Origin of the sequence: Pseudoglutamicibacter cumminsii (assembly GCF_016907775.1) — a bacterium.
Taxonomy (GTDB): domain Bacteria; phylum Actinomycetota; class Actinomycetes; order Actinomycetales; family Micrococcaceae; genus Pseudoglutamicibacter; species Pseudoglutamicibacter cumminsii.
In genome coordinates this window covers 595,639-620,138 of the sequence record NZ_JAFBCO010000001.1, presented here as the reverse complement: position 1 = coordinate 620,138, position 24,500 = coordinate 595,639, and the positions used below count along the sequence as shown (strand labels likewise).

The 24,500-nt window shown below is 57.0% G+C and carries 27 protein-coding genes; 23 read left to right on the top strand and 4 right to left on the bottom strand.

The window, feature by feature from the left end; translation table 11 throughout:
• The first annotated feature begins 48 nt into the window (after positions 1-48).
• From JOD50_RS02865 to JOD50_RS02845, 5 genes are all read left to right on the top strand, one after another.
• Positions 49-333, top strand: coding sequence for a VRR-NUC domain-containing protein (locus JOD50_RS02865; protein WP_476704301.1), 285 nt, complete (start codon positions 49-51; stop codon positions 331-333).
• Positions 314-1,687 carry a DEAD/DEAH box helicase gene (locus tag JOD50_RS02860; protein ID WP_204880334.1) on the top strand — a complete coding sequence of 458 codons (1,374 nt, stop codon included), beginning with the start codon at positions 314-316 and terminating at the stop codon, positions 1,685-1,687. The genes JOD50_RS02865 and JOD50_RS02860 overlap by 20 nt, the downstream gene beginning before the upstream one ends.
• Positions 1,678-2,136: an ArpU family phage packaging/lysis transcriptional regulator gene (locus JOD50_RS02855; protein WP_024330635.1), complete on the top strand. Its 459-nt coding sequence runs from the start codon at positions 1,678-1,680 to the stop codon at positions 2,134-2,136. The genes JOD50_RS02860 and JOD50_RS02855 overlap by 10 nt, the downstream gene beginning before the upstream one ends.
• Positions 2,137-2,275: 139 nt before the next feature.
• Positions 2,276-2,653: an HNH endonuclease gene (locus tag JOD50_RS02850; protein ID WP_204880333.1), complete on the top strand. Its 378-nt coding sequence runs from the start codon at positions 2,276-2,278 to the stop codon at positions 2,651-2,653.
• 408 nt (positions 2,654-3,061) lie between these two features.
• Positions 3,062-5,551 carry a glycoside hydrolase domain-containing protein gene (locus JOD50_RS02845; RefSeq protein WP_166683320.1) on the top strand — a complete coding sequence of 830 codons (2,490 nt, stop codon included), beginning with the start codon at positions 3,062-3,064 and terminating at the stop codon, positions 5,549-5,551.
• Here the strand turns inward: JOD50_RS02845 and JOD50_RS02840 are convergent.
• Positions 5,542-5,946 (bottom strand): hypothetical protein, encoded by a 405-nt coding sequence (locus JOD50_RS02840; protein ID WP_226998112.1) that lies wholly within the window; start codon positions 5,944-5,946, stop codon positions 5,542-5,544. The genes JOD50_RS02845 and JOD50_RS02840 overlap by 10 nt on opposite strands.
• Before the next feature lie 266 nt (positions 5,947-6,212).
• Entirely contained in the window at positions 6,213-6,779 is a 567-nt protein-coding gene (locus tag JOD50_RS02835; protein ID WP_004007622.1) for a ClbS/DfsB family four-helix bundle protein, read from the bottom strand.
• A gap of 40 nt (positions 6,780-6,819) precedes the next feature.
• Here JOD50_RS02835 and JOD50_RS02830 point away from each other — a divergent pair, with 40 nt between their 5' ends.
• The 8 genes from JOD50_RS02830 to JOD50_RS02795 all read left to right on the top strand — a co-directional run bounded on the left by JOD50_RS02830 (position 6,820) and on the right by JOD50_RS02795 (position 14,207).
• A complete protein-coding gene (locus tag JOD50_RS02830; protein ID WP_096882516.1) occupies positions 6,820-7,392 on the top strand; it encodes a terminase in 573 nt (190 codons plus the stop codon).
• A gap of 79 nt (positions 7,393-7,471) precedes the next feature.
• Positions 7,472-8,656 (top strand): methionine adenosyltransferase, encoded by a 1,185-nt coding sequence (gene metK, locus JOD50_RS02825; protein ID WP_204880331.1) that lies wholly within the window; start codon positions 7,472-7,474, stop codon positions 8,654-8,656.
• A complete protein-coding gene (locus JOD50_RS02820) occupies positions 8,646-9,881 on the top strand; it encodes a site-specific DNA-methyltransferase (RefSeq protein WP_239541504.1) in 1,236 nt (411 codons plus the stop codon). The genes metK and JOD50_RS02820 overlap by 11 nt, the downstream gene beginning before the upstream one ends.
• A gap of 5 nt (positions 9,882-9,886) precedes the next feature.
• On the top strand, positions 9,887-11,284 hold the full coding sequence (locus tag JOD50_RS02815) for a DNA cytosine methyltransferase (protein ID WP_476704300.1): 1,398 nt from the start codon (positions 9,887-9,889) through the stop codon (positions 11,282-11,284).
• A 75-nt stretch (positions 11,285-11,359) separates the two neighbouring features.
• Positions 11,360-11,548: a cell division protein gene (locus tag JOD50_RS02810; RefSeq protein ID WP_167380522.1), complete on the top strand. Its 189-nt coding sequence runs from the start codon at positions 11,360-11,362 to the stop codon at positions 11,546-11,548.
• Positions 11,545-12,192, top strand: coding sequence for a hypothetical protein (locus JOD50_RS02805; RefSeq protein WP_204880330.1), 648 nt, complete (start codon positions 11,545-11,547; stop codon positions 12,190-12,192). The genes JOD50_RS02810 and JOD50_RS02805 overlap by 4 nt, the downstream gene beginning before the upstream one ends.
• Positions 12,193-12,285: 93 nt before the next feature.
• On the top strand, positions 12,286-12,573 hold the full coding sequence (locus tag JOD50_RS02800; RefSeq protein WP_096883526.1) for an Nmad4 family putative nucleotide modification protein: 288 nt from the start codon (positions 12,286-12,288) through the stop codon (positions 12,571-12,573).
• A gap of 29 nt (positions 12,574-12,602) precedes the next feature.
• Complete coding sequence (locus JOD50_RS02795; RefSeq protein WP_204881499.1) at positions 12,603-14,207, top strand: terminase large subunit; 1,605 nt, start codon at positions 12,603-12,605, stop codon at positions 14,205-14,207.
• Here the strand turns inward: JOD50_RS02795 and JOD50_RS02790 are convergent.
• Positions 14,204-14,749 carry a hypothetical protein gene (locus JOD50_RS02790; RefSeq protein WP_204880328.1) on the bottom strand — a complete coding sequence of 182 codons (546 nt, stop codon included), beginning with the start codon at positions 14,747-14,749 and terminating at the stop codon, positions 14,204-14,206. The genes JOD50_RS02795 and JOD50_RS02790 overlap by 4 nt on opposite strands.
• 48 nt (positions 14,750-14,797) lie before the next feature.
• Between JOD50_RS02790 and JOD50_RS02785 the strand changes: the two genes are divergently transcribed.
• Genes JOD50_RS02785 through JOD50_RS02745 form a run of 9 tightly spaced genes read left to right on the top strand, consistent with a single transcriptional unit; the run spans position 14,798 to position 20,755 of the window.
• Complete coding sequence (locus JOD50_RS02785; protein ID WP_102216804.1) at positions 14,798-16,099, top strand: phage portal protein; 1,302 nt, start codon at positions 14,798-14,800, stop codon at positions 16,097-16,099.
• Complete coding sequence (locus JOD50_RS10725) at positions 16,096-16,983, top strand: head maturation protease, ClpP-related (RefSeq protein ID WP_096882522.1); 888 nt, start codon at positions 16,096-16,098, stop codon at positions 16,981-16,983. The genes JOD50_RS02785 and JOD50_RS10725 overlap by 4 nt, the downstream gene beginning before the upstream one ends.
• A gap of 14 nt (positions 16,984-16,997) precedes the next feature.
• On the top strand, positions 16,998-18,224 hold the full coding sequence (locus JOD50_RS02775) for a phage major capsid protein (protein ID WP_204880327.1): 1,227 nt from the start codon (positions 16,998-17,000) through the stop codon (positions 18,222-18,224).
• A 22-nt stretch (positions 18,225-18,246) separates the two neighbouring features.
• Positions 18,247-18,564 (top strand): head-tail connector protein, encoded by a 318-nt coding sequence (locus tag JOD50_RS02770; RefSeq protein ID WP_204880326.1) that lies wholly within the window; start codon positions 18,247-18,249, stop codon positions 18,562-18,564.
• Between the two features lie 12 nt (positions 18,565-18,576).
• Positions 18,577-18,915: a phage head completion protein gene (locus JOD50_RS02765; RefSeq protein WP_204880325.1), complete on the top strand. Its 339-nt coding sequence runs from the start codon at positions 18,577-18,579 to the stop codon at positions 18,913-18,915.
• Positions 18,908-19,345, top strand: coding sequence for an HK97-gp10 family putative phage morphogenesis protein (locus JOD50_RS02760; protein WP_102216807.1), 438 nt, complete (start codon positions 18,908-18,910; stop codon positions 19,343-19,345). The genes JOD50_RS02765 and JOD50_RS02760 overlap by 8 nt, the downstream gene beginning before the upstream one ends.
• Entirely contained in the window at positions 19,342-19,686 is a 345-nt protein-coding gene (locus JOD50_RS02755; RefSeq protein WP_096882527.1) for a hypothetical protein, read from the top strand. The genes JOD50_RS02760 and JOD50_RS02755 overlap by 4 nt, the downstream gene beginning before the upstream one ends.
• A 12-nt stretch (positions 19,687-19,698) precedes the next feature.
• A complete protein-coding gene (locus tag JOD50_RS02750; protein WP_096882528.1) occupies positions 19,699-20,307 on the top strand; it encodes a major tail protein in 609 nt (202 codons plus the stop codon).
• 19 nt (positions 20,308-20,326) lie between these two features.
• On the top strand, positions 20,327-20,755 hold the full coding sequence (locus JOD50_RS02745; protein ID WP_096882529.1) for a hypothetical protein: 429 nt from the start codon (positions 20,327-20,329) through the stop codon (positions 20,753-20,755).
• Between the two features lie 190 nt (positions 20,756-20,945).
• Here the strand turns inward: JOD50_RS02745 and JOD50_RS02740 are convergent, their stop codons facing one another.
• Positions 20,946-21,563: an alpha/beta fold hydrolase gene (locus JOD50_RS02740; RefSeq protein ID WP_204880324.1), complete on the bottom strand. Its 618-nt coding sequence runs from the start codon at positions 21,561-21,563 to the stop codon at positions 20,946-20,948.
• Between the two features lie 256 nt (positions 21,564-21,819).
• Between JOD50_RS02740 and JOD50_RS02735 the strand changes: the two genes are divergently transcribed.
• A complete protein-coding gene (locus JOD50_RS02735; RefSeq protein WP_204880323.1) occupies positions 21,820-24,498 on the top strand; it encodes a phage tail protein in 2,679 nt (892 codons plus the stop codon).
• The last annotated feature ends 2 nt before the right edge of the window (positions 24,499-24,500 follow it).

Genomic DNA, 24,500 nt, shown 5'->3' with positions numbered 1-24,500 from the left:
AGGAAATACCCTGCACCACTCTGCACCCCTTGAGAAACCATTCAAGGAGTGACCATGAACGAACGAACCATAGAACACCAACTGAAGAAAGCCGTTGAAGCCTCTGGCGGCTTGTGCTGGAAGCTTGTCTGCCCTGGAACCACGGGTGTACCTGACCGGATATGCCTGACGAGAAACCGGGCTGTTTTCGTCGAGCTCAAAGCATCAGGCAAGAAGCCACGGCCAATCCAAGTGCGCCGGATGAACCAACTCCGCCAGCAAGGTTTCACCGCTCTGGTTGTTGATTCGATTGACGGCATACAGGAGGTGCTTGATGCACTATCAGCCGCATAACTACCAACGCCAGGCGACCCAGTTCATCATCGACCACCACGAGGCCGCGATCTTCCTTGGGATGGGTTTGGGCAAATCGGTGATCACGTTGACGGCGATCTGGCAGCTCATGCTCGACTACTTCACCATCCACCGAGTCCTCGTCATCGCACCACTTCGGGTAGCCCGAGACACCTGGCCCGCCGAAATATCGAAGTGGGATCACCTTGACGGGCTCACCGTCGCGGTCGCTGTTGGCACCAAACAAGACCGGCTGGCAGCGTTATCCAAGTCTGCAATGGTGACCATCATCAACCGTGAAAACATCCCATGGCTCATCAGCCAACTCGGGGGTAGCTGGCCGTTCGACATGGTCGTCATCGACGAACTCTCCAGCTTCAAAAACCACCGTGCGAAACGGTTCACGGCGCTGGTGAAAATGCGACCATACGTTAAACGCTGGGTCGGGCTGACCGGAACGCCAGCCTCGAACGGGCTCATGGACGTGTGGGCGCAGTTCCGGCTTCTCGACGGCGGCGAGCGTTTGGGCCGGTTTATTACTCGTTATCGGGAGCGTTGGTTCGTACCCGATAAACGCAACGGGATGCAGGTGTTCACCTATAAGCCCCGCGCGGGTGCCGAAGATGAGATCTACGGTGTGATTGGTGACATGACGTTGTCGATGAGAACCACCGACCACCTGCAATTACCGGAATTGACGGTGACGACAATGCCTGTGGTGCTGGAGCCGAAAGAGCGCAAGGTCTACGAGCAACTCAAAGCTGACCTCGTTCTCGACCTTGATGGGGCGACGATTGATGCCGCGAACGCCGCAGCTTTGTCCGGCAAGCTACTCCAACTCGCGAGCGGCGCGATCTACACCAGCAACGGTCAATGGACGGCGGTTCATGAGCGCAAGCTCGACGTCCTCGAAGATCTCATCGAGGCAGCCAACGGCAACCCACTGCTCGTAGCCTACTGGTTTACCCATGACCGTCAGCGCATCACCGCCCGCTTCCCACAGGCTCGCGAACTTAAAACAAGCGCGGATATCGAGACATGGAACAAAGGTGAGATCACCCTCGGCTTGATCCACCCAGCATCGGCGGGTCACGGATTGAACCTCCAGGCAGGCGGGCATCTGCTGGTGTGGTTCTCGTTGACGTGGAGCCTGGAGCTTTATCAACAGACGAACGCTCGCTTGTATCGGCAAGGTCAATCCGAACCTGTGACGATCACGCATCTGGTTGCGGAAGGGACGCTCGATGAAGCCGTGCTCAAAGCTCTTGATGCGAAAGATGCTACGCAGGCTGCGTTGATCGACGCGGTCACAGCAGAAATCACAACCACTGAAAGGACAAGCTCATGCATGTGATGACCAAATACCTCGACACAAGGAAAGCCGCGATCGCAGCGCTACAGGATTATGCGGTGATGGAACAGATCATCGAGAGTACCGACGAGCAGATCAAGACGGCTTACGCTGACGCGGCAAGCCCAGCATCCCCACGCATGGACGGCACGCCACCATCAGGCAACCTCCACGCTTCGGAGAACAGGATCGTCGCGAGCATTGAGCGAATCGACGCCTACAAGGCTCGCTACCTACAGGCCCGCCAGTACATGGACTGGTTCTTACCTGCGTGGGAAGTCATCGCTGAAGACGACCGCTTCATCCTCGAAGGCTTCTTCCTCAGCGAGGGGACACAAGATGAGAAGGTGTCGATGATCGCCGATCACTTCTACGTCGAGCGTGACACGGTCTATCGGCGCAAGAACCGAGCCCTCGACAGGTTCGCCACCGCCTTATACGGACAGCTCTAGCGTTAGCCGGTATCCGAAACATGCGATAGAAAACCGCATATCGGTGTGAGAACATGTAAGTGGTTGAAAACTAGGAGAAGCCCCAAGAACCCACACGGGAACTTGGGGCTTCACCACATCCAGGGGGAAGGAGCCAGCGATGCCAGTGAAGCCAGCGTCCCCGTGTTCCCACCCTGGATGCCCTGAACTGACCCGTGAACGCTACTGCGACGCCCATGCCAAGGCGGAGGACGCCCGGTATCGGAAGTATCAGCGTGATCCGAAGATCAACCGCCGCTACGGCGCGCGGTGGCGTAAGATCCGCGCCGCCTACGTCGCCGCCCATCCGCTTTGCGAAGACTGCCTAGAGCAAGGCAAGTACACGCCCGCACAGGAAGTCCACCACGTGCTCCCGCTTGAGCACGGCGGCACCCACAACTTCGACAACCTCCGTTCGCTGTGCAAGCCCTGCCACTCGCGCCAGAGCGCGCTTGATGATGATCGGTGGCGGCAACAACCTCGGGTCTACACCTACTGAATTCTTCGCCACGTTCCGCCCTGTCGCGGTTGTCGTCGCGCACCTCAAAGTTGCCTACTCTCCTGGCGTTTGCCGAACACGTGGCAACGTCGAAAGCCTTACGAGGGGTAGGGTCGTCGAATCTCTACGACCTCGGGACAGGTCAGCGGGCGGGGCCGACCGTGCGCAAAAAGACCGAATCAAACAGGGTATTAACACTTCGGGCTTCGTCGGCAGTACCAGTGAGGGGTGAAATCCCGCTGAGTGTTGCTCGGTTTTCTTGCGCTTTGTCCGTCCGGATTTAGGTTTCCCAGGGACGTACAGGTGAGGGCAATAAACTCGGAGCTTCTCATCCGGTGTTCTGGATCCCTCCCTGGCAGGTGTTCGCCTGTCTTGAATTAACAAACTGGTTTCCAAAAAGGAGGAATCATGACAGATCAAATGGTGCTAAAAACACAGCAATGGCTTAATCGCACCTATAGGAGCAAGGCTGGTTTCGGTTCAGTCATAGAGGACGGATATACCGGCTGGGGCACGGTCAACGCTTTGATTCGGGCCCTGCAAATCGAGCTGGGTATTACGACAACGGCGAACAATTTCGGACCGGGAACTATCAGTCGCTTCCAGTCGCGGTGGCCTAACGGCATCCGCCAACAGGATGACGGTGCACAGGAGACTTCTAATGTGTACGGCATTATCCAAGGCGCCTTGTGGTGCAAGGGATATTCTGCCGGTGCCAGCGATATCACGACTCACTTCTATAGCGGAACTGGAAAGGCCATCAAACAGCTTAAGAGCGACATGGGCATTGGTGGAGATTCCACTGTGACGCTCGACGTCATGAAAGCGCTGTTGTCAATGCAGCAATTCGTCCTGCTTCGCTCTTATGGGGGCATTTCAGCGATTCGGCAAGCACAGCAACAAATCAATCAACAGTATCGCGCTTATACCGGAATCATCCCAACCGATGGACTCTACGGTCGGGAAATGAACACTGCTCTGATTCAGGTTTTGCAAGCCATTGAAGGATTTAGCCCTGCGGAAGCCACAGGTAATTTCGGCAATGGCACCAAAGCGCGTCTAACAATAGTTACACCCAGCAATGCGGCAAGTTTACCGAAGTGGGCTTGGCTAGCTCAGGTTGCTCTAGTGTGTAACCGGATTTCTCCCGATATCTATCCTTCTGCACAAACCGCACTGTCAACGTTCGTTCCGCAATTCCAAGCAAAGTATCAGCTCCCACGAAGCGGGGTGGTTGACTCGACTACATGGATGAGCCTGTTGACCTCGAAAGGTGATCCGAATCGCGCCTGTAAAGCATGCGATACACGCTTCGAGATTACGGCTGAGCGACTCAACCTACTTAAGGCGAACGGCTATGAGATCGTAGGACGTTACCTGACTGAGCCGAATCAGGATTCAAAAGATCCGTCTGACTATTTCAAAGCAATTCGCCCCGGAGAACTTGAACGCATCACCAACGGAGGGATGAAGTTCTTCCCGATTTTCCAGGAGTACTCAACCAAGCTTCGACACTTCACGCGGGAAAACGGCGCTCGGCACGCGACGCTCGCAAGGCAAGCAGCCCAAAGACTTGGCATTCCGGGAACGTATATCTATTTCGCAGTTGATTTCGACGCGACCGACCCCGAGGTCACAAGTCACATTCTTCCGTATTTCCAGGGTGTGCGAGGAAGCCTGGGAGGCGGATACAAAGTAGGCATCTACGCCTCGCGTAACATTTGTAGCCGCATCATTAAAGCCGGCTACGCTGGAAGCGCGTTCGTCTCGGACATGTCTACAGGATTCTCCGGCAACCTCGGCTTCCCTATTCCTGACGATTGGAACTATGACCAGTTCACTGAAATCAGTGACTACAAGGGTGCTGGTTTTGACCTAGATCGGGTCGCCTATTCAGGACAAGCAGCGGCAGTTGATCATGTTGCTCCTTCGAGTGCCGGTGACGCTGCGCCCGACACCAGCATTGATTACAACAAGCTGGCTCCGATTGATCTGATCTGGCATTTAGAGAAACGCTTCGAAGAACTTCGTGCCAGTGGCAAGGTTGGAAAAGACTACGTTGCAGGATTTCATGGTGGAGGAACATGGGTCACTGTTCCAACTTGGCGTTGCATCCTCAACTATTTAGCAAAAGCCTACCTGCGTGACGGTGGTAGTGGATCTGCGGTGAACTGGTCCGTGTCTGCCGAAAGTTTCAGGAGCGCTGACGCGAGCGTACTCGAGAAGGACGCTGTAGGCAAGAAGATCATCGCTGCCTTGAATCGCTATATTGATAACACGTGGCGGCAATCCATGACTGACAAGACCGGAGAATCGGTTGATCTTGCACATCTGGCGGCAACAACGCTTGGATACACCAACTGGAATGTTATCCCTGATGCGTGGACTGGCTGGGCTGGAGACCTGGCTACTGCCATGGAAAACATTCAGAAAACGCTTGAGTGGAATCCCAGTGCGAACCTGGATCAGGTGGCCGCAGCTCTAGTCGGTCAAGGTAACGATTACCGTCAGCATCCTGGCTTGAAGGGGCTAGTACTTGACAAGAAAAACGACAAGGGAGAATGGGAATCGGTAGGAAACAACTGTAACCGTGACGACCTCTGCTGTGACGGAGACGCCATCGTCATCGCTAACACGCTAGAAAACGGCAACGATTCCAACAGTCATCTTCTGTCAGCAACACTGCGAGAGTACTACAACAACTCCAGCAAACTAGCCAACAGATTCAAGCAGATTGGCTGGAGCTTGGGGGCGAATAATTCCACTGAGGCATATCAGAAAATAAGTGAATATGCCGACTTGGATAGCGCCGTTTTAGGATGGTTCCTGGCTGGATACGTCAAGGAAGAGATTCGTTTGACAGCTTGCCGAAAGCTAGCTGAATTCATCTACCGATAATTGATTTGGTCTTTTCCTTGGTGTGGCGCTTGGGTAAAAACGCTAAACCCAAGCGCTACACCACCAGCAACAAGAGCGCCGATGGCGGGAACGGAAAACTGGCTCAGCAGTTGAGAAAAAGAATCACTATGAACTAACGAGCCGACACCATCGAGTGAAAAGAGAAAAGCTGAGAGTCCGATAAAGGCTCCTGCTGAAAGTTGCAACGCGCGGGCAGATTGAATACCGATGAAATGCTTATTAAAAAGCAGAAGAAGAATCGTGAAACACACATACATGAGTGGCATCAATAAGAAGACCACAAAAAATCTCTGATCCTGATCCTTGCACCGTAGAAAGATGGCGGCGAAAAGCCACGCGCCGACAAAATATGCCAGAGCGGATACAAGAAACACAGATATTTTTTTGATGACCAGTCCCTTCAACTTTTCGCTACACATTTTGATACGGCAACGGCATCAGGAGTTGTATGCCCAATAAGTTCTCATTCTACAAGAAGGGTTTCCCTGCATTGCTAAGGATAGCGCTGATCGGGCGGATGTTGCGTGAATGCAGGCACGAGGCCTGGTGCGTTGAACCCGACAGTCACGAAAAGGCGCACGGGAGCGCCTATACCAGAGGCTCCCGAGTATCTGTCTGTGGTGTACAGCGTGGTAAGAAGCTACTGGGGGGCGGCTTGGTTATGGGGTTGTTCTGGCGGCTTTCTGGTGAATGCACGGAGCTTTTTGATTGCCCATTCGTAGTGGCTTGATGTGGCTGACACGCAGTAGGAGCCGAGCGAGGTTGTGCCCGTCCACGGGAAATGCGCCTTGGTGAATAACTCCTCGTTGGTGAACTCGCCGATGAGAGCCACTACTGCGGTGTGGCTGTCAGCGAGGTTCTCGCGGATAGCCTCAAGCTCAGTGCCCTGATATTGAGTCCAAATCTCTTGGTTGAGCGTTGGCGTGGTTCGCCACGTGTGAGGAAACGGAAGAAACGGTCGAGGCTGACCCTGGCGGTTGGCGTCGACGAAGCCAAGCAACATGCGCTGCCACTCGTGCAGGTGGGCAAGGACGTCGCGCAGGTTTTTATCCCGCGCCCAGTGGGCTTCTTTACCGATTTGAGTGATGCTGGGATCAAAATTCGTATGCTGATCGTCGGAACTCATGCCCTCAATGAGGCTGTCCAGTTTCGCATACTGCGCCTCGGCGGCATCCAATAGTTCAGTTTTCGTCTTCGGTCTCGGCACGCCACTAATTATATCAAAGCAGGAAAGCAGATGAAAACCCATGGCGAAAGACGGAACGAACCGTGGTGGCCGCCGCGTGCGAGCTGGCGCGAAGCCTGATCCGCTGAATGAGAAGCTCGCAGCTGGCCGCCCAGCCACTCGGCTTGAGGATCCGCTGGGTGAGCCGTTTGACTTTGCAGGCTCAGATATCGGGGATGGTGCGGTGCTTGCTGGTGAGACCATGCCTGAACCATCGGATTATCTCTCCGACATCCAGCGCGATGGCAAACCACTCGGCGCAGATTTGGTCTACCGGGAGACGTGGCAGTGGCTTGATGCTCGTGGTTGTTCTCAGTTCGTGGCACCCAGGCTGATTGAATCCTATGCGCAGTCTTTCGCGCGGTATGTGCAGTGCGAGCAAGCGATCTCCAAGTTCGGTCTGCTCGGCAAACACCCAACCACAGGGGCAGCGATCGCATCCCCGTTCGTTGCTATGTCCCAGTCTTTCGGGAAGCAAGCGAACGTGTACTGGTACGAGATTTACGAGATCGTGCGCGCCACCTGCACCACCGACTACTCAGGTTCGGCGCCGGGTGATGACGTGATGGAGCAGTTGTTGAAAGCCCGCTCCTAACAACTCTCTGATTTTTGTGCTCCCGCCCCGGATGGGTGGGCACTTTTCTATGCCTTGATTCTTCGGAAAGTGAGTATGTATGTCTACGAAGACTGCTGAGGCCGTGTGTATCGGCCATCCCGATAAGCTCTGCGATCTGATCTCAGACACAATCCTTGACGACATTCTCTACGAGGATCCATCCGCACGCGTTGCAGTAGAAGTGATGGCATCTGGCCACAGGATCATTGTGACTGGCGAGATTACGTCGAAGGTTCGTCCGCGTATTCGTGAGTCGGTGCGTTACGCGCTGGTGAAGGCGGGTTATGCGCCGTGGAAGTTCCTCGTTTTCGTCTGGACTCGCAGGCAGTCTCCAGACATCAACGCAGGAGTTTCCAAGTCCTTGGAGGCTCGCTTCGGAGACACGAGTGAGTTTGCGTTGCAGGGCGCGGGCGATCAGGGCACCGTCTACGGCTACGCCACGGCGGAAACCCCGGAGCGTTTGCCGTTGCCGTTGGTGCTCTCACACGAGATTTGCGCCCGCCTCGATAAGGCCCGCAAGGACGGCACGATTACCGGTATTAAGTCTGATGGTAAGGCACAGGTGACAGTTCGTTACGACGCTGCTGGTAGGCCCGTGGCGGTTGAGACCGTGGTGGTGTCGATCCAACACAAAGCGGCGAAGGATTTGGATGAGTTGGCGGCAGAGGTCAAAACCCTCATCGTCGCACCCTCGTGCAAACCGTACCTGCCGATTAGCGCTGACACCGAGATTCTGGTGAATCCCTCGGGCTTGTTTACGGTGGGTGGTCCAAAGGCCGACACGGGTCTGACGGGTCGCAAGTTGATGGTTGACACTTACGGCGGTCTCGCCCCACATGGTGGTGGTGCGTTCTCAGGCAAGGACGCCTCGAAGGTTGATCGATCGGGTGCATACATGGCGCGTCTGATAGCCAAGACCATCGTCGATGCCCGTCTCGCACTCGAATGCCAGGTCGCGATTTCCTATGCGATTGGGAAGGCTGCCCCGGTCGCCTTCAGCGTGGACACGCTCGGCACGGGCCAATACACCGACGAGATCCTCGCTAAGGCCGTAGCCGAGGTGTTTCCGCTACGCCCCGGTGGAATTATCGATGCTTTGAATCTTCGCAAGCCTGGTTTTACAAGGTACTCGACCTACGGACATTTCGGCTATCCCGGTCTGCGCTGGGAGAACTCGTTCGCTCACGTCGACGCATTAAAGAAGGCGGTGACTACACATGCTCATGAAGCCAATGCCCATTAGTGAACTCAAGCCCGCTGACTACAATCCGCGTAAAGACCTCCAGCCCGGTGATCCTGAGTATGAGAAGCTCAAGCGATCCTTGACCGAGTTCGGCTACGTCGAACCCGTCATCTGGAACTCCACCACTGGTCATGTCGTTGGTGGTCATCAGCGTTTGAAGGTGCTCGAAGATCTAGGCCACACGGACGTGGACGTGATCGTCGTGGAGCTCGATGAGACCCGCGAGAAAGCACTCAACATCGCGCTCAACAAGATCAGCGGCGAATGGGACAACGACAAACTCGCCCTCCTCATCGCCGACCTCGATGCTTCGGATTTCGATGCTGAACTAACTGGCTTCGACGACGCCGAAATCCAGCAGTTGATCGGCTCCTTGGATGAGGGCGAGGTTGAGGACGACGACTTCGACCTTACCGCCGCCCTGGAGGCCGCCGCGTTCGTGGAGCGCGGGGATATCTGGACGCTTGGCCGCCACCGACTCGTGTGCGGGGATGCCACCTCGCAAGCAGACGTCGAGGTGCTCATGGATGGCACGCGCGCGAACCTTGTGCTCACGGACCCGCCGTACAACGTGGCGTTCGAATCGTCTGATGGCTTGTCGATCCGCAATGACAAGATGGGTGCGGACGCGTTCTACGAGTTCCTGCTCGCCGCTTTCACCCAGATGGCGGAAGTGTGTGAGAAGGGCGCATCCGCGTATGTGTTTCACGCCGACACCGAAGGATTGAACTTCCGTCGCGCCTTTCAAGACGCAGGCTTCAAGCTCTCCGGCTGTTGTATCTGGGTCAAGGACTCTCTGGTACTGGGGCGATCCCCATACCAGTGGCAGCACGAGCCGATCCTTTACGGCTGGGTAAAGACGGGTAAGCACAAGTGGTACGCCGACCGGAAACAAACCACGATCTGGAACTTCGCCAAGCCACGCCGCAACGCCGACCACCCAACCAGCAAGCCACTGGACTTGTTGGCGTATCCGCTTCAGAACTCCACCCAGGCGAACGCGATCGTGCTCGACACGTTCGCGGGCTCCGGCTCCACGCTCATGGCAGCTGAGGCAACCGACCGCATCTGCTACTGCATGGAGTTGGACGAGAAATACGCGAGCGTTATTCTGCGCCGCTACGCCGACGCCACCGGAGACGCCGCAGGAATCACGTGTCTCCGCGACGGCCAGCAGCTCGCCTACCTGGATGTCGTGAAGGCAGTGGATCGAGGCACCACATGACCGCGTTGACGCTTGGCTCTCTGTTTGATGGGTCGGGCGGCTTCCCACTCGCCGCCCTCCACGTCGGTATCCGCCCCGTCTGGGCGTCCGAGGTGGAGCCGTTTCCGATCCTCGTCACCTCCACCCGTCTGCCCGAGGTCACCCACCTCGGCGACGTCAACACTATCGACGGCACCGTGATCGAGCCGGTGGACATCGTCTCGTTCGGGTCGCCGTGCCAAGACCTGTCGGTCGCAGGACGGCAGACCGGGCTGGCAGGTTCACGTTCCGGCCTGTTCTTTCAGGCTGTTCGCATCATCAAGGAAATGAGGGAGGCGACTAATGACCAATATCCCCGATTTGCTGTCTGGGAGAACGTGCCGGGAGCCTTCTCCTCCAACCAAGGGGCGGATTTCGCCGCCGTCCTCACGAGCCTCATCCAGGTCGTCGCGCCGTCCGTTGCTGACGTGCCTGTTCCTGACACGCGGTGGGCCGACGCTGGGACCGTCGTGGCAGGCGGATGCTCGGTTGCATGGCGTGTACTCGATGCGCAACATTTCGGCCTCGCCCAACGACGCCGCCGCATCTACCTTGTCGCAGATTTTGCAGGCCGATCCGCACCCGAGATTCTTTTTGAGCCCGCGAGCCTGCCAAGGAATCCTGAATCGTGCGGCACGCAAGAACAAGACCATGCCCACACCCCTGAAGCAAGCCTTGGAGGCCGTAGCAGCTCGGTGATGTTGTTGAATCATCATCCGCAGGACTCGAGGTTGACCGTCAACTCCTCGGGGGTGGTGCAGACGCTGACTGCCCGGATGGGCAACTCACCCACCAACGTCCCCATCCTCCTCGACGCCCCAGAGGAACGCAGGGTGTTTGGCCTGAATTCGATCCACCAGTCCCGCAGCGGTGGCGGCCACTACGGCTACGAAGCGGAAGTGTCGAAAACCCTCGACCTGAAAGGCGGGGAGCCGACCTGCAACCAAGGCGGCATGGTCATCTTGGAACCCGTCTATGCCGCATCCAAGGCCGACTATTTCACCCGCACCACCAAGGATCAGGCAGGTACGCTGCTGGCCACGGATTACACCGACCCGCCCATGGTCGCCAGTTCGTCGCTGCGCCCCAGACGGTTGACGCCGGTCGAGTGCGCCCGGTTGCAGGGCTTCCCCGACAACTGGTGCGACCAGCTCGCCATCACCGACCCCACCGATGCCCAGCTCGACTACTGGGTGGACGTGTGGGCCGAATGGAACCGCCTCCGAGGCGTTAGGCCGCGCTCCCGCAAGCAGGTCGCCAGCTGGCTCGCAGACCCGACGTCGGATTCGGCGCAATACAAGTTGTGGGGCAACGGGATCGCTTTGCCCGTGGCTCGCCACGTCCTTGAAAGACTGAAGAATTTTGCTCGCGCAAGGACTGGATAAGCGCTCGCACCTATGGCTGTATGTACATGACCAAACGACCCCCTAACTAGGGGAAAGAGGAGATGGAGGATGGTCATGAGTGATTTGCATATTGAGATCAGCGAGATGCTCGAAGCGGGCATCAATATCTGGGACGTCGAGGAAGCCCTCGACATTGCGCGAAAGTGGAACTTTTCGCTGGTTGCCGGTGCGATCGAACACGACGTAACCAGCTACCTGCAACTGGTCGAGTCTTGGTTTGACGGTGAGGGTGTGGCGGCATGAACCAAATTTCGTTCGTCTCTAACAAGAGCGGGCGTAAGAAACTCGCCGACACCATCGCCTCTGACCTTGGCGTCAGAGCGGAGTATACTCGCACGCCCACGTTCGACTACCTGATTGGCGCTGCACGCCTTGATCGGGATTGGGTGCTCCACCTCCCAGAGGGCATCGACGCCGAAGCGCTCATTGAAGCCACACAGAAGGCCGGGTTCGCGCCCACGAGCGAGGAGTACGGGCTGACGGTTGCTTTCCCCACGACCGGGTGGGACGAAGCCACAGTCGCGAAGCTCGAAGCCCTGTTCGCCGCCAAGGGAGAACTCATCGCTAAGGCGCTGGGCATTCCGGCCACTCCGATGAATTTGAATGCGGTGGAGGGAACGGTTGAGTTTGCCTGGTTCGAACAACTTCCTGACGCGGAGGTGATCGAGGCGGCCAGTGTGCTCCTTCAGCTCATGATCGAGCACGCCAAGACCTCCACCCGTATCTCACCGAAACCACCTGAACCAGGGAATGATAAGTATGCGATGCGCTGCTGGCTGCTGCGCTTGGGCATGATCGGCGACAGCTACAAGCACGTGCGCCGAGTCCTGCTAGCGAATCTGGAAGGCAACGCGGCATGGAAAACCCTGCCCAAATCCGGCCACTGAGTTCCTTGCGGAGAACCGGCGAAAAGCGACTGGATAACCGCGCACACCTATGGCTGTATGTACATGACCGAACAAGAGGACAAGGAGAAGGTCATGAACACCAGCAAGACCACCATGGAGCAGCTGCAGATGGCGACCGACAGCTACGGCACGGTTATCGCCTACGGAGACTTCGTCCTCGCCTCGACCTACCGGCACCTGGGCAAAGGCCGGATCGGAAACGACGCCCGCGTCTACAAACTCGCCCAGCAGCCCATCGGCGGCTGGGGACCGGACGCCCGCAGTTTCATTGAATGCGAACTCGCCCTGATCGCCAAGGCTGACGAACTGTTCGAAGACACCGGCCACGCCATCGCCTGGGCGCTTGCCCACACCAACTAACCAACACAGGAAGGAGCCTGACGGGCGTGATGCGCACTCTCGACACCTACACGCCAACCCGATTCATGGCCGACGGCTCACGCTACGATAAGCGTAAAGCCGACTACGCGGTCGCGTTCATCCAAGCCTTAAAGCACACCAAAGGCCGCTGGTCAGGACAGCCCTTCCAGCTCATCGACTGGCAAGAGCAAATCATCCGCGACCTGTTCGGCACTGTCAAAGAAGACGGCTACCGCCAATTCACCACCGCCTACGTCGAGATACCCAAAAAGATGGGCAAAAGTGAGCTCGCCGCCGCAGTCGCGCTACTACTCACCTGCGGGGATGGTGAAGAACGCGCCGAAGTGTATGGGTGCGCGGCAGATCGCCAGCAAGCCTCGATCGTGTTTGAGGTCGCAGCGGACATGATCCGCATGAGTCCAGCCCTGTCCAAACGCGTCAAGATTCTTGCCTCGCAGAAGCGGATTATTTACAAGCCCACCAACTCCTTCTACCAAGTCCTCTCAGCGGAGGCATACAGCAAGCATGGGTTCAACATCTCCGGGGTCGTTTTCGACGAGCTGCATACCCAACCGGGCCGTGCCTTGTTCGACGTGATGACGAAAGGCTCAGGTGATGCTCGCACCCAGCCGTTGTACTTCCTCATTACGACAGCGGGTACCGACACGCATTCGATTTGTTATGAGCAGCATGAGAAAGCTGAAGACATCCTCGCAGGCAAGAAACATGACCCGACGTTCTATCCAGTGATTTACGGGGCGGAGCGTGAAGACGACTGGACCGACGAGGACGTGTGGCATAAGGCTAATCCGAGCTTAGGAATCACGGTTCCGATCGAGAAAGTCCGCCAAGCCTGCACGAGCGCGAAGCAGAACCCGGCTGAAGAAAACACATTCCGCCAACTTCGCCTCAACCAATGGGTCAAACAAAGCGTGCGGTGGATGCCCATGCACGTCTGGAACGCTAACAACGCACCCGTCGATCTTTCTGATCTGGAGGGGCGGGTGTGTTACGGCGGGCTGGATCTTGCGTCGACGACGGATATCACGGCGTTCGTGCTCGTCTTCCCACCCGAAACAGGTGATGAAGCGTATGTGATTGCGCCATGGTTCTGGATACCGCAAGACAACCTCAAACTCCGAGTAGCCCGTGACCACGTGCCCTACGACCTGTGGCAGCAACAAGGCTACCTAGAGACGACTGAGGGCAACGTCGTCCACTACGGAGCGATCGAAGCCTTCATTGAACAGCTAGGTGAACGGTTTGATATTCGTGAGATTGCGTTCGACCGGTGGGGTGCTGTGCACATGAGCCAAAACCTAGAAGCCTTAGGTTTCACCGTCGTTCCGTTCGGGCAGGGGTTTAAGGATATGAGCCCGCCGTCGAAGGAGCTGATGAAGCTCGCACTCGAGGGCAAGCTCGCCCACGGCGGGCACCCGGTTCTGTCGTGGATGGTCGACAACATTCACATTCGCACCGACCCAGCGGGCAACATCAAGCCAGATAAGCAAAAGAGCACCGAGAAGATCGACGGCGTGGTCGCCACGATCATGGCCCTCGACCGCGCTATCCGAACCGGCAGCGGGCACGTCAGCGGCAGTGTTTATGACGAACGCGGATTATTCGTTATTTAGGCGTGACAGCATCGCGTTCGGATTATCTGCTCGAGCTTATGAAGTTTGATTTCATCCAGCGGGAGGTCAATATCCGTATGGAACTGATCGTTGAGAACTGCGTTCTTAACCCACTTATCGGCCTCGAGGTTGCATGTCGGGAATTTTAATTCTGAATGCGCACCTGGTCGAAGCTTCGGGTGCGGAGCATCGCAAAAAGGAATAACGCCTAAACGATCAAACAGGGCATGCACATTTCTCGATGTATTTTTTAACTTGCCATCCTCCTCTTCCCAATCCCAGTCAAGGACTTGCAGTGTGACGAGAACCTGGATTGAACGATCGCTGAGTGACGTTCCTCCTACCCACATCCAGTTTCTTAGGTCTAGTTGTGGGCGAATGCGCGTTGATCTCTTTGGGTAGGAGAAAGGACCTTCTCCGGCTTGAGGGCCGTCGACTACTTCGAAATTCATGGATCGAAGCAAGTTACGGATTTTCTCGCGTTCAACGAGACGCGCTTTTCGATAGGCCTCTTTTGCTTGTTGGAACGAACTCTCGGTCATCGCTATCTCCTCCTTCTCTTACCGATTCTCTCATTGAAAGGTATGCACATGGGTTTTCTGAATTGGTTGCGTGGCGACACTGCCCGCTCCGTTGACGATAACGCGATCAGCTCTGGTTATAGCTTTTTCTTTGGGGCGACGTCTTCTGGGCGTCCGGTGACGGAACGCTCGGCGATGCAGATGACTGCGGTGTATTCGTGTGTGCGGATTTTGGCTGAAGCTATCGCGGGCCTGCCGTTGCATGTCTATCAGCAAGACGCTGATGGCGCGAAGGTGAAGGCGTTCGATCATCCGTTGTATCGGTTGCTGCATGATGAGCCGAATCCAGAGATGACGAGCTTCGTGTTCCGCGAAACGTTGATGACCCACCTACTGCTCTGGGGTAATGCGTTTGCTCAGGTGATCCGTAACGGCCGCGACGAGGTCATCGGCCTGTATCCGCTCATGCCCAACCGCATGACCGTCGGACGCGACGAAGCCGGGCGTTTGTATTACGAGTATCAGCGCACATGGGACGAACCAACAGGAAGATACGAGACCATCACGTTGGCCGCGCGCGATGTCCTCCATATTCCCGGCCTGGGCTTTGACGGCCTGGTTGGTTATAGCCCGATTGCGATGGCGAAAAACGCCATCGGCCTCGCCCAAGCAACAGAAGACTACGGCGCATCGTTTTTTGCTAACGGTGCTGCTCCTGGTGGGGTGTTGGAGCATCCGGGCACGATCAAAGACCCCGCCAGAGTTAGGGAGTCCTGGCAGGCAACGTTCGGCGGCGCACGGAACGGCAACAAGATCGCGGTACTGGAAGAGGGCATGAAATACACGCCCATCTCCGTCAGCCCAGAACAAGCTCAATTCCTTGAAACGAGGAAGTTTCAGATCAACGAGATCGCCCGCATTTTCCGTATTCCGCCGCACATGATCGGCGACCTCGAAAAATCCTCGTTTTCCAATATTGAGCAGCAGTCGTTGGAGTTTGTGAAGTACACGCTTGATCCGTGGGTGATCCGCTTCGAACAAGCCATCACCAAAACCCTGCTCAGCCCGCGCGAGAAGCCGCAGATCTATGTGAAGTTCAACCTCGAAGGCTTGCTGCGTGGGGATTACGAATCCCGAATGAATGGGTATGCGGTGGCCCGGCAGAACGGGTGGATGAGCGCCAACGATATCCGCGAACTAGAAAACCTCGACAAGATCCCTGCCGAAGCTGGCGGCGACCTCTACCTAGTCAACGGCAATATGCTCCCGCTCGGTCTCGCAGGGGCATACGCGCAGACAACCGAGTCTGAACCAGAGCCTGAACCGGCTGAGGAACCTATGAGTGAATCTTCTGTAAGGAGGAGGATATGAGACGTTTTTGGAACTGGCTCACACCCGAGCCACACAACACTGACCCGGACGCAAGTAGTGTCCGGGTTTTGCGTATTAGCGGCACAATCGCTGAAGAATCCTGGTTCGATGATGACATCACACCCGCCATCTTCGCAGCCGAACTCAACGCGGGTAGCGGGCCGGTGACGATCTGGCTCAACAGCCCGGGTGGTGATGTTGTGGCTGCGGCGCAGATCTACAACATGCTCATCGACTACCCAGGCGAGGTGACCGTCAATATCGACGGTATCGCCGCATCGGCCGCGTCCGTGATTGCAATGGCCGCATCCACCGTGGCTATGAGTCCGGTTTCGATGCTCATGATTCATAACCCAGCGACGATGGCGGTTGGCGATAAGGACGAACTCGCACGTGCGATGAGCATGCTTGATTCGGTCAAAGACTCGATCCTGAATGCCTACCAGGAAAAGACGAACCTGAGCCGGGCGAAGCTGTCCAAGCTCATGGATGCCGAGACGTGGATGGATGCCCGTGCCGCGATTGACATGGGTTTCGCCGACGAACTCCTCACCGGCCAGCGCAACCCCGCCTTCGCGGTCGAACCCAAGAAGCCCGACGATGACCCGGATGACGACCCAGATGATGAGGACGAGGTCGACTCTCCAGACGATCCAGACGAAGACGACGATGAGGAGCTGAAGCGGCAGGTGTTCCCACCCAAGAACGTGGGACAAGGCACGGTGTTTTCACGCCGAGCAGCCGAGCAAAAACTCGTCGCACACCTGACCGCCACATCACCGCCGAAGCCGGTGCGACCACCACACCCCACCGCTACTCCCGCCGTGCCTGTTGGTCGGCGGGTTCTTGATTTGTACGCCGAACTAGCTAACCAACCCCACTGAAAGGACCAACACTCATGTCTACTTCACTTTCTGTTTCTGACCTTCGTACCAAGCGCGCAGATGTTTGGGAGAAGGCGAAGGCCTTCCTCGATGAGCGCCGCGATGCTACATCGGGCTGCTTGTCGGCTGAAGATGATCAGGCTTACGCGAAGATGGAAGCCGAGATCGATTGTCTCACCAATGAAATCGCCCGTTCCGAACGTGCACTGCGCCGCGACGCCGACCTCGCCAAGGCAACCAACACGCCGCTGACCTCAATGCCAGGCATGAACCCTGATGATGAAGCCAAGCCGACTGCACCTCGAGCAACCGCCTCGTATAAGCGGGCGTTTTGGGATGCGATGCGACTGAACATTTCACCGATGGAAGTACGCAACGCACTGTCCGAGGGCGTCGATACCGAGGGCGGCTATCTGGTGCCTGACGAGTTTGAACGCACGCTGATCTCCTCACTGGAAGATCAGAACATCATGCGCTCCTTGGCGAAGGTCATTCAAACCACCAGCGGGGATCGGAAGATCCCGGTCGTCTCCACGCATGGTACTGCTGGGTGGCTCGATGAAGGCAAGCCATATACAGAGTCAGATGAAGCCTTCACGCAGGTGACGCTGAGCGCGTTTAAGCTCGGCACCTTCCTCAAAATTTCAGAGGAACTCTTGAACGATAGCGCGTTTAATGTCGAGCAGTACCTGGCGGCGGAGTTTGCTCGCCGTATCGGCGCTGCCGAAGAAGAAGCCTTCCTCACCGGGGACGGAAAGGGCAAGCCCACCGGTATTTTCGCAGCCACTGGTGGTGGTGAGAAGGCACTGACTACGGGCAAGGCGAGCGATATTACGGCTGATGAACTCATCGATCTGCACTACGGTTTGCGCGGCCCGTATCGGAAGAACGCGGTATGGCTGATGAACGACTCGACCGTGAAAACCATCCGCAAGCTCAAGGACGGCAACGGCCAGTATCTGTGGCAGCCAGCCCTGACCACAGGAACCCCAGACCTTGTCCTTGGCCGCCCCGTCCACACGAGCACCTTCGTGCCGGAAATCAAGGCTGGTGCGTCCACGGTTGCTTTCGGTGACTTGTCGTATTACTGGATCGCCGACCGCCAGGGCCGCTCCTTCAAGCGTCTCAACGAACTGTTCGCCACCACCGGACAGGTCGGATTCCTAGCCTCGCAGCGACTGGACGGCAAGCTCGTCCTACCCGAAGCAGTCAAGCTGCTAACCCAAAAGACAGGCGCATAACCATGGAAAGGGGGTGGCCGCAATGACCACAACAGAGCTTATCGATCAGGTGAAGGCGAACCTGCTCATCACCTTTGACGATGACGACAAGCTGCTTGTCGCATTGGTGAATGCGGCCACCTCCTACGCCTGCGCCTACCAACACCTTGATGAGGGCTACTACGAGACCCACGACATGTCTGGGGCGACCCGGCAGGGCGTTGTCATGCTCGCCTCCCATTTCTATGAGTCGCGTGATGGTTCCACAGCAGGGTTCTGGGCAGATAAACCCGATGCGGCTCGGGCGGTGTGGAACGCGGTGAACAATCTGCTGCGTCTGGATCGCGAATGGAAAGTCTAAGGAGAACAACTCATGGCTTCTCTTGGATACATGACCACATCCATCGACCTCATCGTCCCGGTTACGGTGCGTGATAAGGCGGGGTTCACCACCACGCGCGATGAGGTGCGAGCAACGGTGCGGGCGCAGATCGAGGTGCGGCATGCATCGGCTGCGTGGGTGAATCGCGCCGCGTACTCACAGGCTGACGTTCTCTTCCGCATCCGTACCATCCCCGGACTATCCGTGACCACTGATATGGAGATCAGCGCACCAGAGGGCAGGTATGTGATCGACGCCGTCGAGGTGATCGGCAGGTATGTCGAGATTCTTGCCCACCAGACCACGCCCGAAGGAGAGGCCCGTGGCTAGAGTGCAGATTCGCCTTCCCAACGCGTTCATTGATTCCCTCGACGCTGCCAGCCGCGTGCTGGAAACATCTGCGGATGAAGTGCTCGAGGCAGGAGCAGCAGTGGTTGAGCCGCGCATGCGAGCCAACCTCACCGGCGCGATCGGACGCGCCACCAAGAATCCCTCGCGTTCAACCGGGCAACTACTTGCTGCACTTGGTACGACCTCGGTGAAAGTAAACAGCCGAGGCGATCACAACATTAAGGTTGGCTTCGCTGAGAACCGCCGCGACGGCAGAGCGAATGCGTTGATCGCCAACGTCCTCGAACACGGCCGATCCAACCAACCTGCGCGCCCGTTTCTTGCACCCACACGGTCGCAAACAAGGCGGGGTGCGATCGAGGCTATGAAAACGGCGTTGACGGCGCGGATTGAGCAGGTCAAACCATGACCGCACTCCTCGAACAACTCACGACGATCGCTGACGAGCTTGGTTTGCCGTTCGAAGTCAGCCTCTACACGACGACGCCAGCGTCGCAGACGTATCTGGTGGCAACCCCGCTGACGGACGTGTTGGACGTGTTCGCAGACAATCAACCCAGTATCGAGGTTGAGGAAGTTCGCCTCGCACTTTTCACGAAATCTAACTATCTCGACCTGCGTAACCGCATTACCCGCGCCCTGCTCGACGCCGGTTTAACGATTACTGGCCGTACGTATGTCGGCTTTGAAGCTGATACCGGATTTCACCATTACGCGATAGACGTCGCAACCCACCACATCTACAGATAAGGAGAATTTCTCATGGCAACTATTGGTTTAGACAAGCTCTACTACGCCACGATCACCGAAAACCCCGATACGGGTGAGGAAACCTACGCCAAACCCAAACCGCTGGCCAAAGCTATCTCCGCTGAACTCTCCGTCGAGGTGGCTGAAGCGATCCTGTATGCCGATGACGGCCCTTCCGAGATCGTCAAGGAATTCAAATCCGGAACCCTCACTTTGGGGATTGATGATCTGGGTGGTGAAGCAGCCGCCGCCTTGACTGGCGCGAGCGTGGATTCTAACGGGGTGCTCATCTCAGCCTCCGAGGACGGTGGGTCTCCAGTGGCGATAGGTTTCCGAGCCGCACGAAGCAATGGGAAGTATCAGTATTTCTGGCTGTACCGTGTCAAGTTCGCCCTGCCAACAGAAACGCTGGCCACCAAGGCTGACTCGATCACGTTCTCCACCCCGAGCATTGAGGGCACGATTCTGCGCCGCAACAAGCCGGATACAAAGGGGCGTCATCCGTGGAAGGCCGAAGTCACCGAAGGCAGCACCGGGGTCAAGCCCGAGACGATCACGAACTGGTATGCGCAAGTCTATGAACCCGCCACCACCAGCGCGAAACCCGCATCCAACAGCTAGCCCGAGAGGACTGAAAGCCATGAGCAAGAAAACCAGCAACGCTAAGGCTGCAAGCACGGTGGAGTCTGGCCGGTCAGCGACTGTGCTGATTGGTGGGGAGCCGTTCGAATTGGTGCTCACCACCCGCGCCACCCGGCTCATCGCCGAACGCTACGGCGGACTTGAGCACCTCGGCGAGGCCCTCGAAACCTCTGATGATCTGGGTAAAACGCTCGGTGAGGTGATTTGGCTGATCACGCTGCTAGCCAACCAGTCAGTCCAGATCCACAATCACCGCCACCCAGACGGCAAGCGCCCAGAGCTGAGCGTGGATGAGGTTGAACTACTCACTGTGCCTGCTGATCTGGCGGACTATCGTGGCGCGATCGCCGAAGCCCTCCAGCGAGGCACACGCCGAGACATCTTTACCGAGCCAGTCCCAAAAGCACCAGCAGCGGTGGACGGATAGTCGAAACCGACAATTCTGTGTTCACGCGGCTGGCGTATATCGGAATGGCCCATCTCCACCTATCGCGGGTGGAGGTGGGCTTAACCGTGTTTGGTGAGCTGTTGGATCTGGTCGACTGCTGGCGACTCGAAACCGGCAGAGCCCAACCCTTACGTCAATGGTTCATCGACGACGTGATTCCTGCCGGGATTTAGATACTGTTCCAGTGGGCTTTTAGTTCGTGAGCGAATTGCGTGGGCATTGATTGATGCCACTGATGACCCGCGTCTGGCACAACGATGAGGCGGGCATGTGGGATCTGTTGGCTGATGGTGCGGGCGGCAGGAAGATTCGCACGGTCTTTCGAGCCGCACGCAATCGTCGTTGGAACCGCGATATTTCCAAGCTCTGGCTCAAAATCAATGGCTGATATTTGACGCAGGATTTCCAGCAACTGTTGCTTGGAAATCTGTGGTGGGCACACGAGACGCTCAGGCAAGACTCGCATGAGAACGCTTTGAATGCACATCAATGCTTTAGGAGGGCGCGCCTGCGGAGCTGAAAGAAACAGCGACCGAACCATGCGCGGGTGCCGAATTGCCAGATCAAGACCCATCACCGCACCAAGAGATAGCCCAACCACGTCGACTGGATCATTCAGTGATGCGGCGAGTTCGTCCGTGCGCTCATGTAACGACCATGGCGTTCCTGATGGCTGATCGAAAACAGTGGGCGTGAGCGCGTCAATGCTCTCGAACTCGTTGATGACGCCATTCCAGGCTTGCGGGGTCTCACCAAGTCCGTGGAGGAAAAGCACCGGAATGCTCATCGCTGCAAACCACGAGTGGCAAGATGCCACGCTACAAGCCCGATCGCACATATTGCGAAACCTGCTGCATTAGCGATGCCCGTGACGGGATGCACGACACCGCTCATCCACAAAACAGCGAAAACGACCGTACCGATGACGAGTAAAGCAAACAACGGCCATACCCACCGGCGATTAGTTACAACATTGGCCCACACGATTCCTCCTCATCCTCTAGCCAATTTTAACCCCCAGCAACGCGAAGGAATACAGACCTATGGCCGACTCCAGTTTTGGTTTGAAGATTGGGCTTGAGGGTGAGCGTGAGTTCAAGCGCGCGATCACGGATATTAACCGCGAGATGCGTGTGCTCGGCTCGGAGATGAAGCTAGTGGCGTCCTCGTTCGATAAGAACGACCAGTCCGCCGAAGCCCTCACCGCCCGTAACCAAGTGCTGGGCAAAGAAATCGAAGCTCAAAAAGCCAAGATCGAGACCCTACGCGCCGCACTCGAAAACTCCGCCACGAGCTTTGGTGAGAACGATAGTCGGACGAAGAATTGGCAGATCCAGCTCAACAACGCAGGCGCGCAACTCAACCGGCTCGAAGGCGAACTCAAAGCCAACAACGACGCCCTCTCAGATTTCGGGAACGAGGCAGACGGTGCGGGAGATGATGCGAAGGGCGCTGCCAAAGATGCGGGCAAACTCGAGGGCGCGGTCGATGATCTCGGCGTGGAGATGGACACCACCAGCTCCAAGACCCGCATTTTCGGTGACGTGTTGAAAGCCAACCTCGCCTCCGAAGCTATCATCGCCGGAGTCAAAGGAATCGGGCATGCGATCGCCTCGATCGGTCGCGGCATGGTAGGCGCGTTGAAGGAAGGCGTGGAGTACAACGCCCGCATGGAGCAATACTCGACATCCTTTACGACGATGCTGGGTGACCAAGCCAAGGCTCAGAAGCTTGTGAATGATTTGAAGGCCCAGGCGGCGAAGACTCCGTTTGGTATGGAGGACCTCGCGGGCAACATGCAAACCCTCCTGAGCTTCGGGATGAGCCTGGAGGATGCGAAAAAGCACCTCAACGAAATCGGCGACATCTCCCAAGGAGATGCGGTGAAGATGGAATCGCTCACGCTCGCCTTCGCCCAAATGTCCTCGACCGGCAAGCTCACGGGTCAGGACTTGCTGCAGATGATCAACGCCGGATTCAACCCGCTCGAAGAGATCAGCCGCAAGACCGGCAAAAGCATTGGTGAGCTCAAGGAGGAAATGGCCAAGGGAGCTATCTCTGCGGACATGGTTGCGGACGCGTTTGCTTCTGCCACGGCCGAGGGTGGCCGGTTCTATGGGGCGATGGACGCCCAATCCAAGACTTTTAGCGGCCAGCTCGCAACAATGCAGGACGGGATCGAAAACCTCAAAGGCCTCCTCGCAGGCGGAGTCTCTGAGGCGTTGGCGGGTTCGGTGTTGCCGATGGTCAACGGCTGGATCGACGAACTCACGACAGCGTTCGAAGAAGGAGGCACGCCTGCCCTGATTGACACCCTCGGCACCGTGTTACAGGAAGCTCTCGCATTTATTGCTGAGCAGCTACCGATGGTGGTCGAGACCGGCATGAGCATTTTGACCGCGCTCCTTGAAGGCATTATCAAGGTGTTGCCACAAGTAGCAGAAACAGCCGTGACGCTGATCATCGCTTTAGTAGAAGCAATCATCGAAACGTTGCCGTCTTTGTTGGAGGCGGCGATTCAGATCATCGCCACCCTCGTCTCTGGTATCGGCGAAGCACTACCGGAACTGGTTCCTGCGGCGGTGGAGATGCTCATGGCTTTAGTGCAGGGCCTGGTCGATAACCTCCCGTTGCTTCTTGATGCGGCGTTGCAGCTCATCACCGGACTTACCGAAGGACTCATCGCATCAATTCCCATCATCATCGAAGCCCTCCCACAGATCATCACCGGCATAGTGACCTTCCTCGTCGGGGCGATTCCACAAATCATCGAAGCAGGAATCCAACTACTCACCGCCTTGATCGGGGCGCTGCCTCAGATCATCACAGCAATCGTCGCAGCACTCCCACAGATTATTACCGCGATCGTCAGCGGCGTGGTGGGTGCGATCCCACAACTGATCCAAGCAGGCATTCAGTTGTTGACGGCGTTGATTGGGGCGCTACCGCAGATCATCACGACGATCGTCGCCGCGCTCCCGCAGATTATCGCCAGTATTGTATCGGCGATTGGTGGGGCTATCCCGCAACTCGTCCAAGCAGGAATCCAACTCCTCACCGCGTTGGTGCGAAACCTGCCGCAGATCATTTCCACAATCGTCGCAGCAATCCCATCGATTATTTCTGGGATTGTGTCTGCTGTTGGGCAGGGCGTGTGGCAGATGGTGGAGGCGGGTAAGAACCTCGTCTACGGCCTGTGGAATGGCATCCAAGGCTTGGCGGGCTGGTTGTGGAATCGGGTCTCGAACTGGGCAAGCGGAATTTGGGACTCGATCACCGGCTTCTTCGGTATCCACTCACCATCTCGCAAGATGGCGTGGGCAGGACAGATGCTTGTCGAAGGCCTCGCAGGCTCCATCCGCACGGACGGCAACGAAGCCGTCACCGCCGCTACTGGTTTAGCTAGGGACACGATGGACGCCTTCGCCGACCTTGAAGACGGGCTGAGCGTCCCGATCGAGGCGGTTGCGGATCTACAGGTACCTGCCGTTGACCTCACCCCACAACCCATAGCTATCAGTCGCGATACGAGTGGCGGTGCTGATAGTGAGCGTGTGGATGTCGCGAGCATCGTCGATGCAACAGCAAAACGCATCCTCGGGTCTTTGGATATTTCAGTGACGTTGTCGGATGGGACGCTGGTGGGCAAGCTCGCACCCGCTCTCGACAAGCAACTCGCGCGCCTTGATCGGCGGCAGACTGTGATGGCAGGAGGCTACTGATC

Excerpts from the sequence above, each read along its gene's own strand:
- JOD50_RS02805 (WP_204880330.1), top strand. The coding sequence starts at position 11,545 with ATGAACCAAATTTCGTTCGTCTCTAACAAGAGCGGGCGTAAGAAACTC.
- JOD50_RS02795 (WP_204881499.1), top strand. The coding sequence starts at position 12,603 with ATGCGCACTCTCGACACCTACACGCCAACCCGATTCATGGCCGACGGC.
- JOD50_RS02740 (WP_204880324.1), bottom strand. The coding sequence starts at position 21,563 with ATGAGCATTCCGGTGCTTTTCCTCCACGGACTTGGTGAGACCCCGCAA.
- metK (WP_204880331.1), top strand. The coding sequence starts at position 7,472 with ATGTCTACGAAGACTGCTGAGGCCGTGTGTATCGGCCATCCCGATAAG.
- JOD50_RS02855 (WP_024330635.1), top strand. The coding sequence starts at position 1,678 with ATGCATGTGATGACCAAATACCTCGACACAAGGAAAGCCGCGATCGCA.
- JOD50_RS02745 (WP_096882529.1), top strand. The coding sequence starts at position 20,327 with ATGAGCAAGAAAACCAGCAACGCTAAGGCTGCAAGCACGGTGGAGTCT.
- JOD50_RS02790 (WP_204880328.1), bottom strand. The coding sequence starts at position 14,749 with ATGACCGAGAGTTCGTTCCAACAAGCAAAAGAGGCCTATCGAAAAGCG.
- JOD50_RS02800 (WP_096883526.1), top strand. The coding sequence starts at position 12,286 with ATGAACACCAGCAAGACCACCATGGAGCAGCTGCAGATGGCGACCGAC.
- JOD50_RS02860 (WP_204880334.1), top strand. The coding sequence starts at position 314 with ATGCACTATCAGCCGCATAACTACCAACGCCAGGCGACCCAGTTCATC.
- JOD50_RS02770 (WP_204880326.1), top strand. The coding sequence starts at position 18,247 with ATGACCACAACAGAGCTTATCGATCAGGTGAAGGCGAACCTGCTCATC.
- JOD50_RS02830 (WP_096882516.1), top strand. The coding sequence starts at position 6,820 with ATGGCGAAAGACGGAACGAACCGTGGTGGCCGCCGCGTGCGAGCTGGC.
- JOD50_RS02775 (WP_204880327.1), top strand. The coding sequence starts at position 16,998 with ATGTCTACTTCACTTTCTGTTTCTGACCTTCGTACCAAGCGCGCAGAT.
- JOD50_RS10725 (WP_096882522.1), top strand. The coding sequence starts at position 16,096 with ATGAGACGTTTTTGGAACTGGCTCACACCCGAGCCACACAACACTGAC.
- JOD50_RS02755 (WP_096882527.1), top strand. The coding sequence starts at position 19,342 with ATGACCGCACTCCTCGAACAACTCACGACGATCGCTGACGAGCTTGGT.
- JOD50_RS02845 (WP_166683320.1), top strand. The coding sequence starts at position 3,062 with ATGACAGATCAAATGGTGCTAAAAACACAGCAATGGCTTAATCGCACC.
- JOD50_RS02810 (WP_167380522.1), top strand. The coding sequence starts at position 11,360 with ATGAGTGATTTGCATATTGAGATCAGCGAGATGCTCGAAGCGGGCATC.
- JOD50_RS02850 (WP_204880333.1), top strand. The coding sequence starts at position 2,276 with ATGCCAGTGAAGCCAGCGTCCCCGTGTTCCCACCCTGGATGCCCTGAA.
- JOD50_RS02820 (WP_239541504.1), top strand. The coding sequence starts at position 8,646 with ATGCCCATTAGTGAACTCAAGCCCGCTGACTACAATCCGCGTAAAGAC.
- JOD50_RS02735 (WP_204880323.1), top strand. The coding sequence starts at position 21,820 with ATGGCCGACTCCAGTTTTGGTTTGAAGATTGGGCTTGAGGGTGAGCGT.
- JOD50_RS02750 (WP_096882528.1), top strand. The coding sequence starts at position 19,699 with ATGGCAACTATTGGTTTAGACAAGCTCTACTACGCCACGATCACCGAA.
- JOD50_RS02765 (WP_204880325.1), top strand. The coding sequence starts at position 18,577 with ATGGCTTCTCTTGGATACATGACCACATCCATCGACCTCATCGTCCCG.
- JOD50_RS02785 (WP_102216804.1), top strand. The coding sequence starts at position 14,798 with ATGGGTTTTCTGAATTGGTTGCGTGGCGACACTGCCCGCTCCGTTGAC.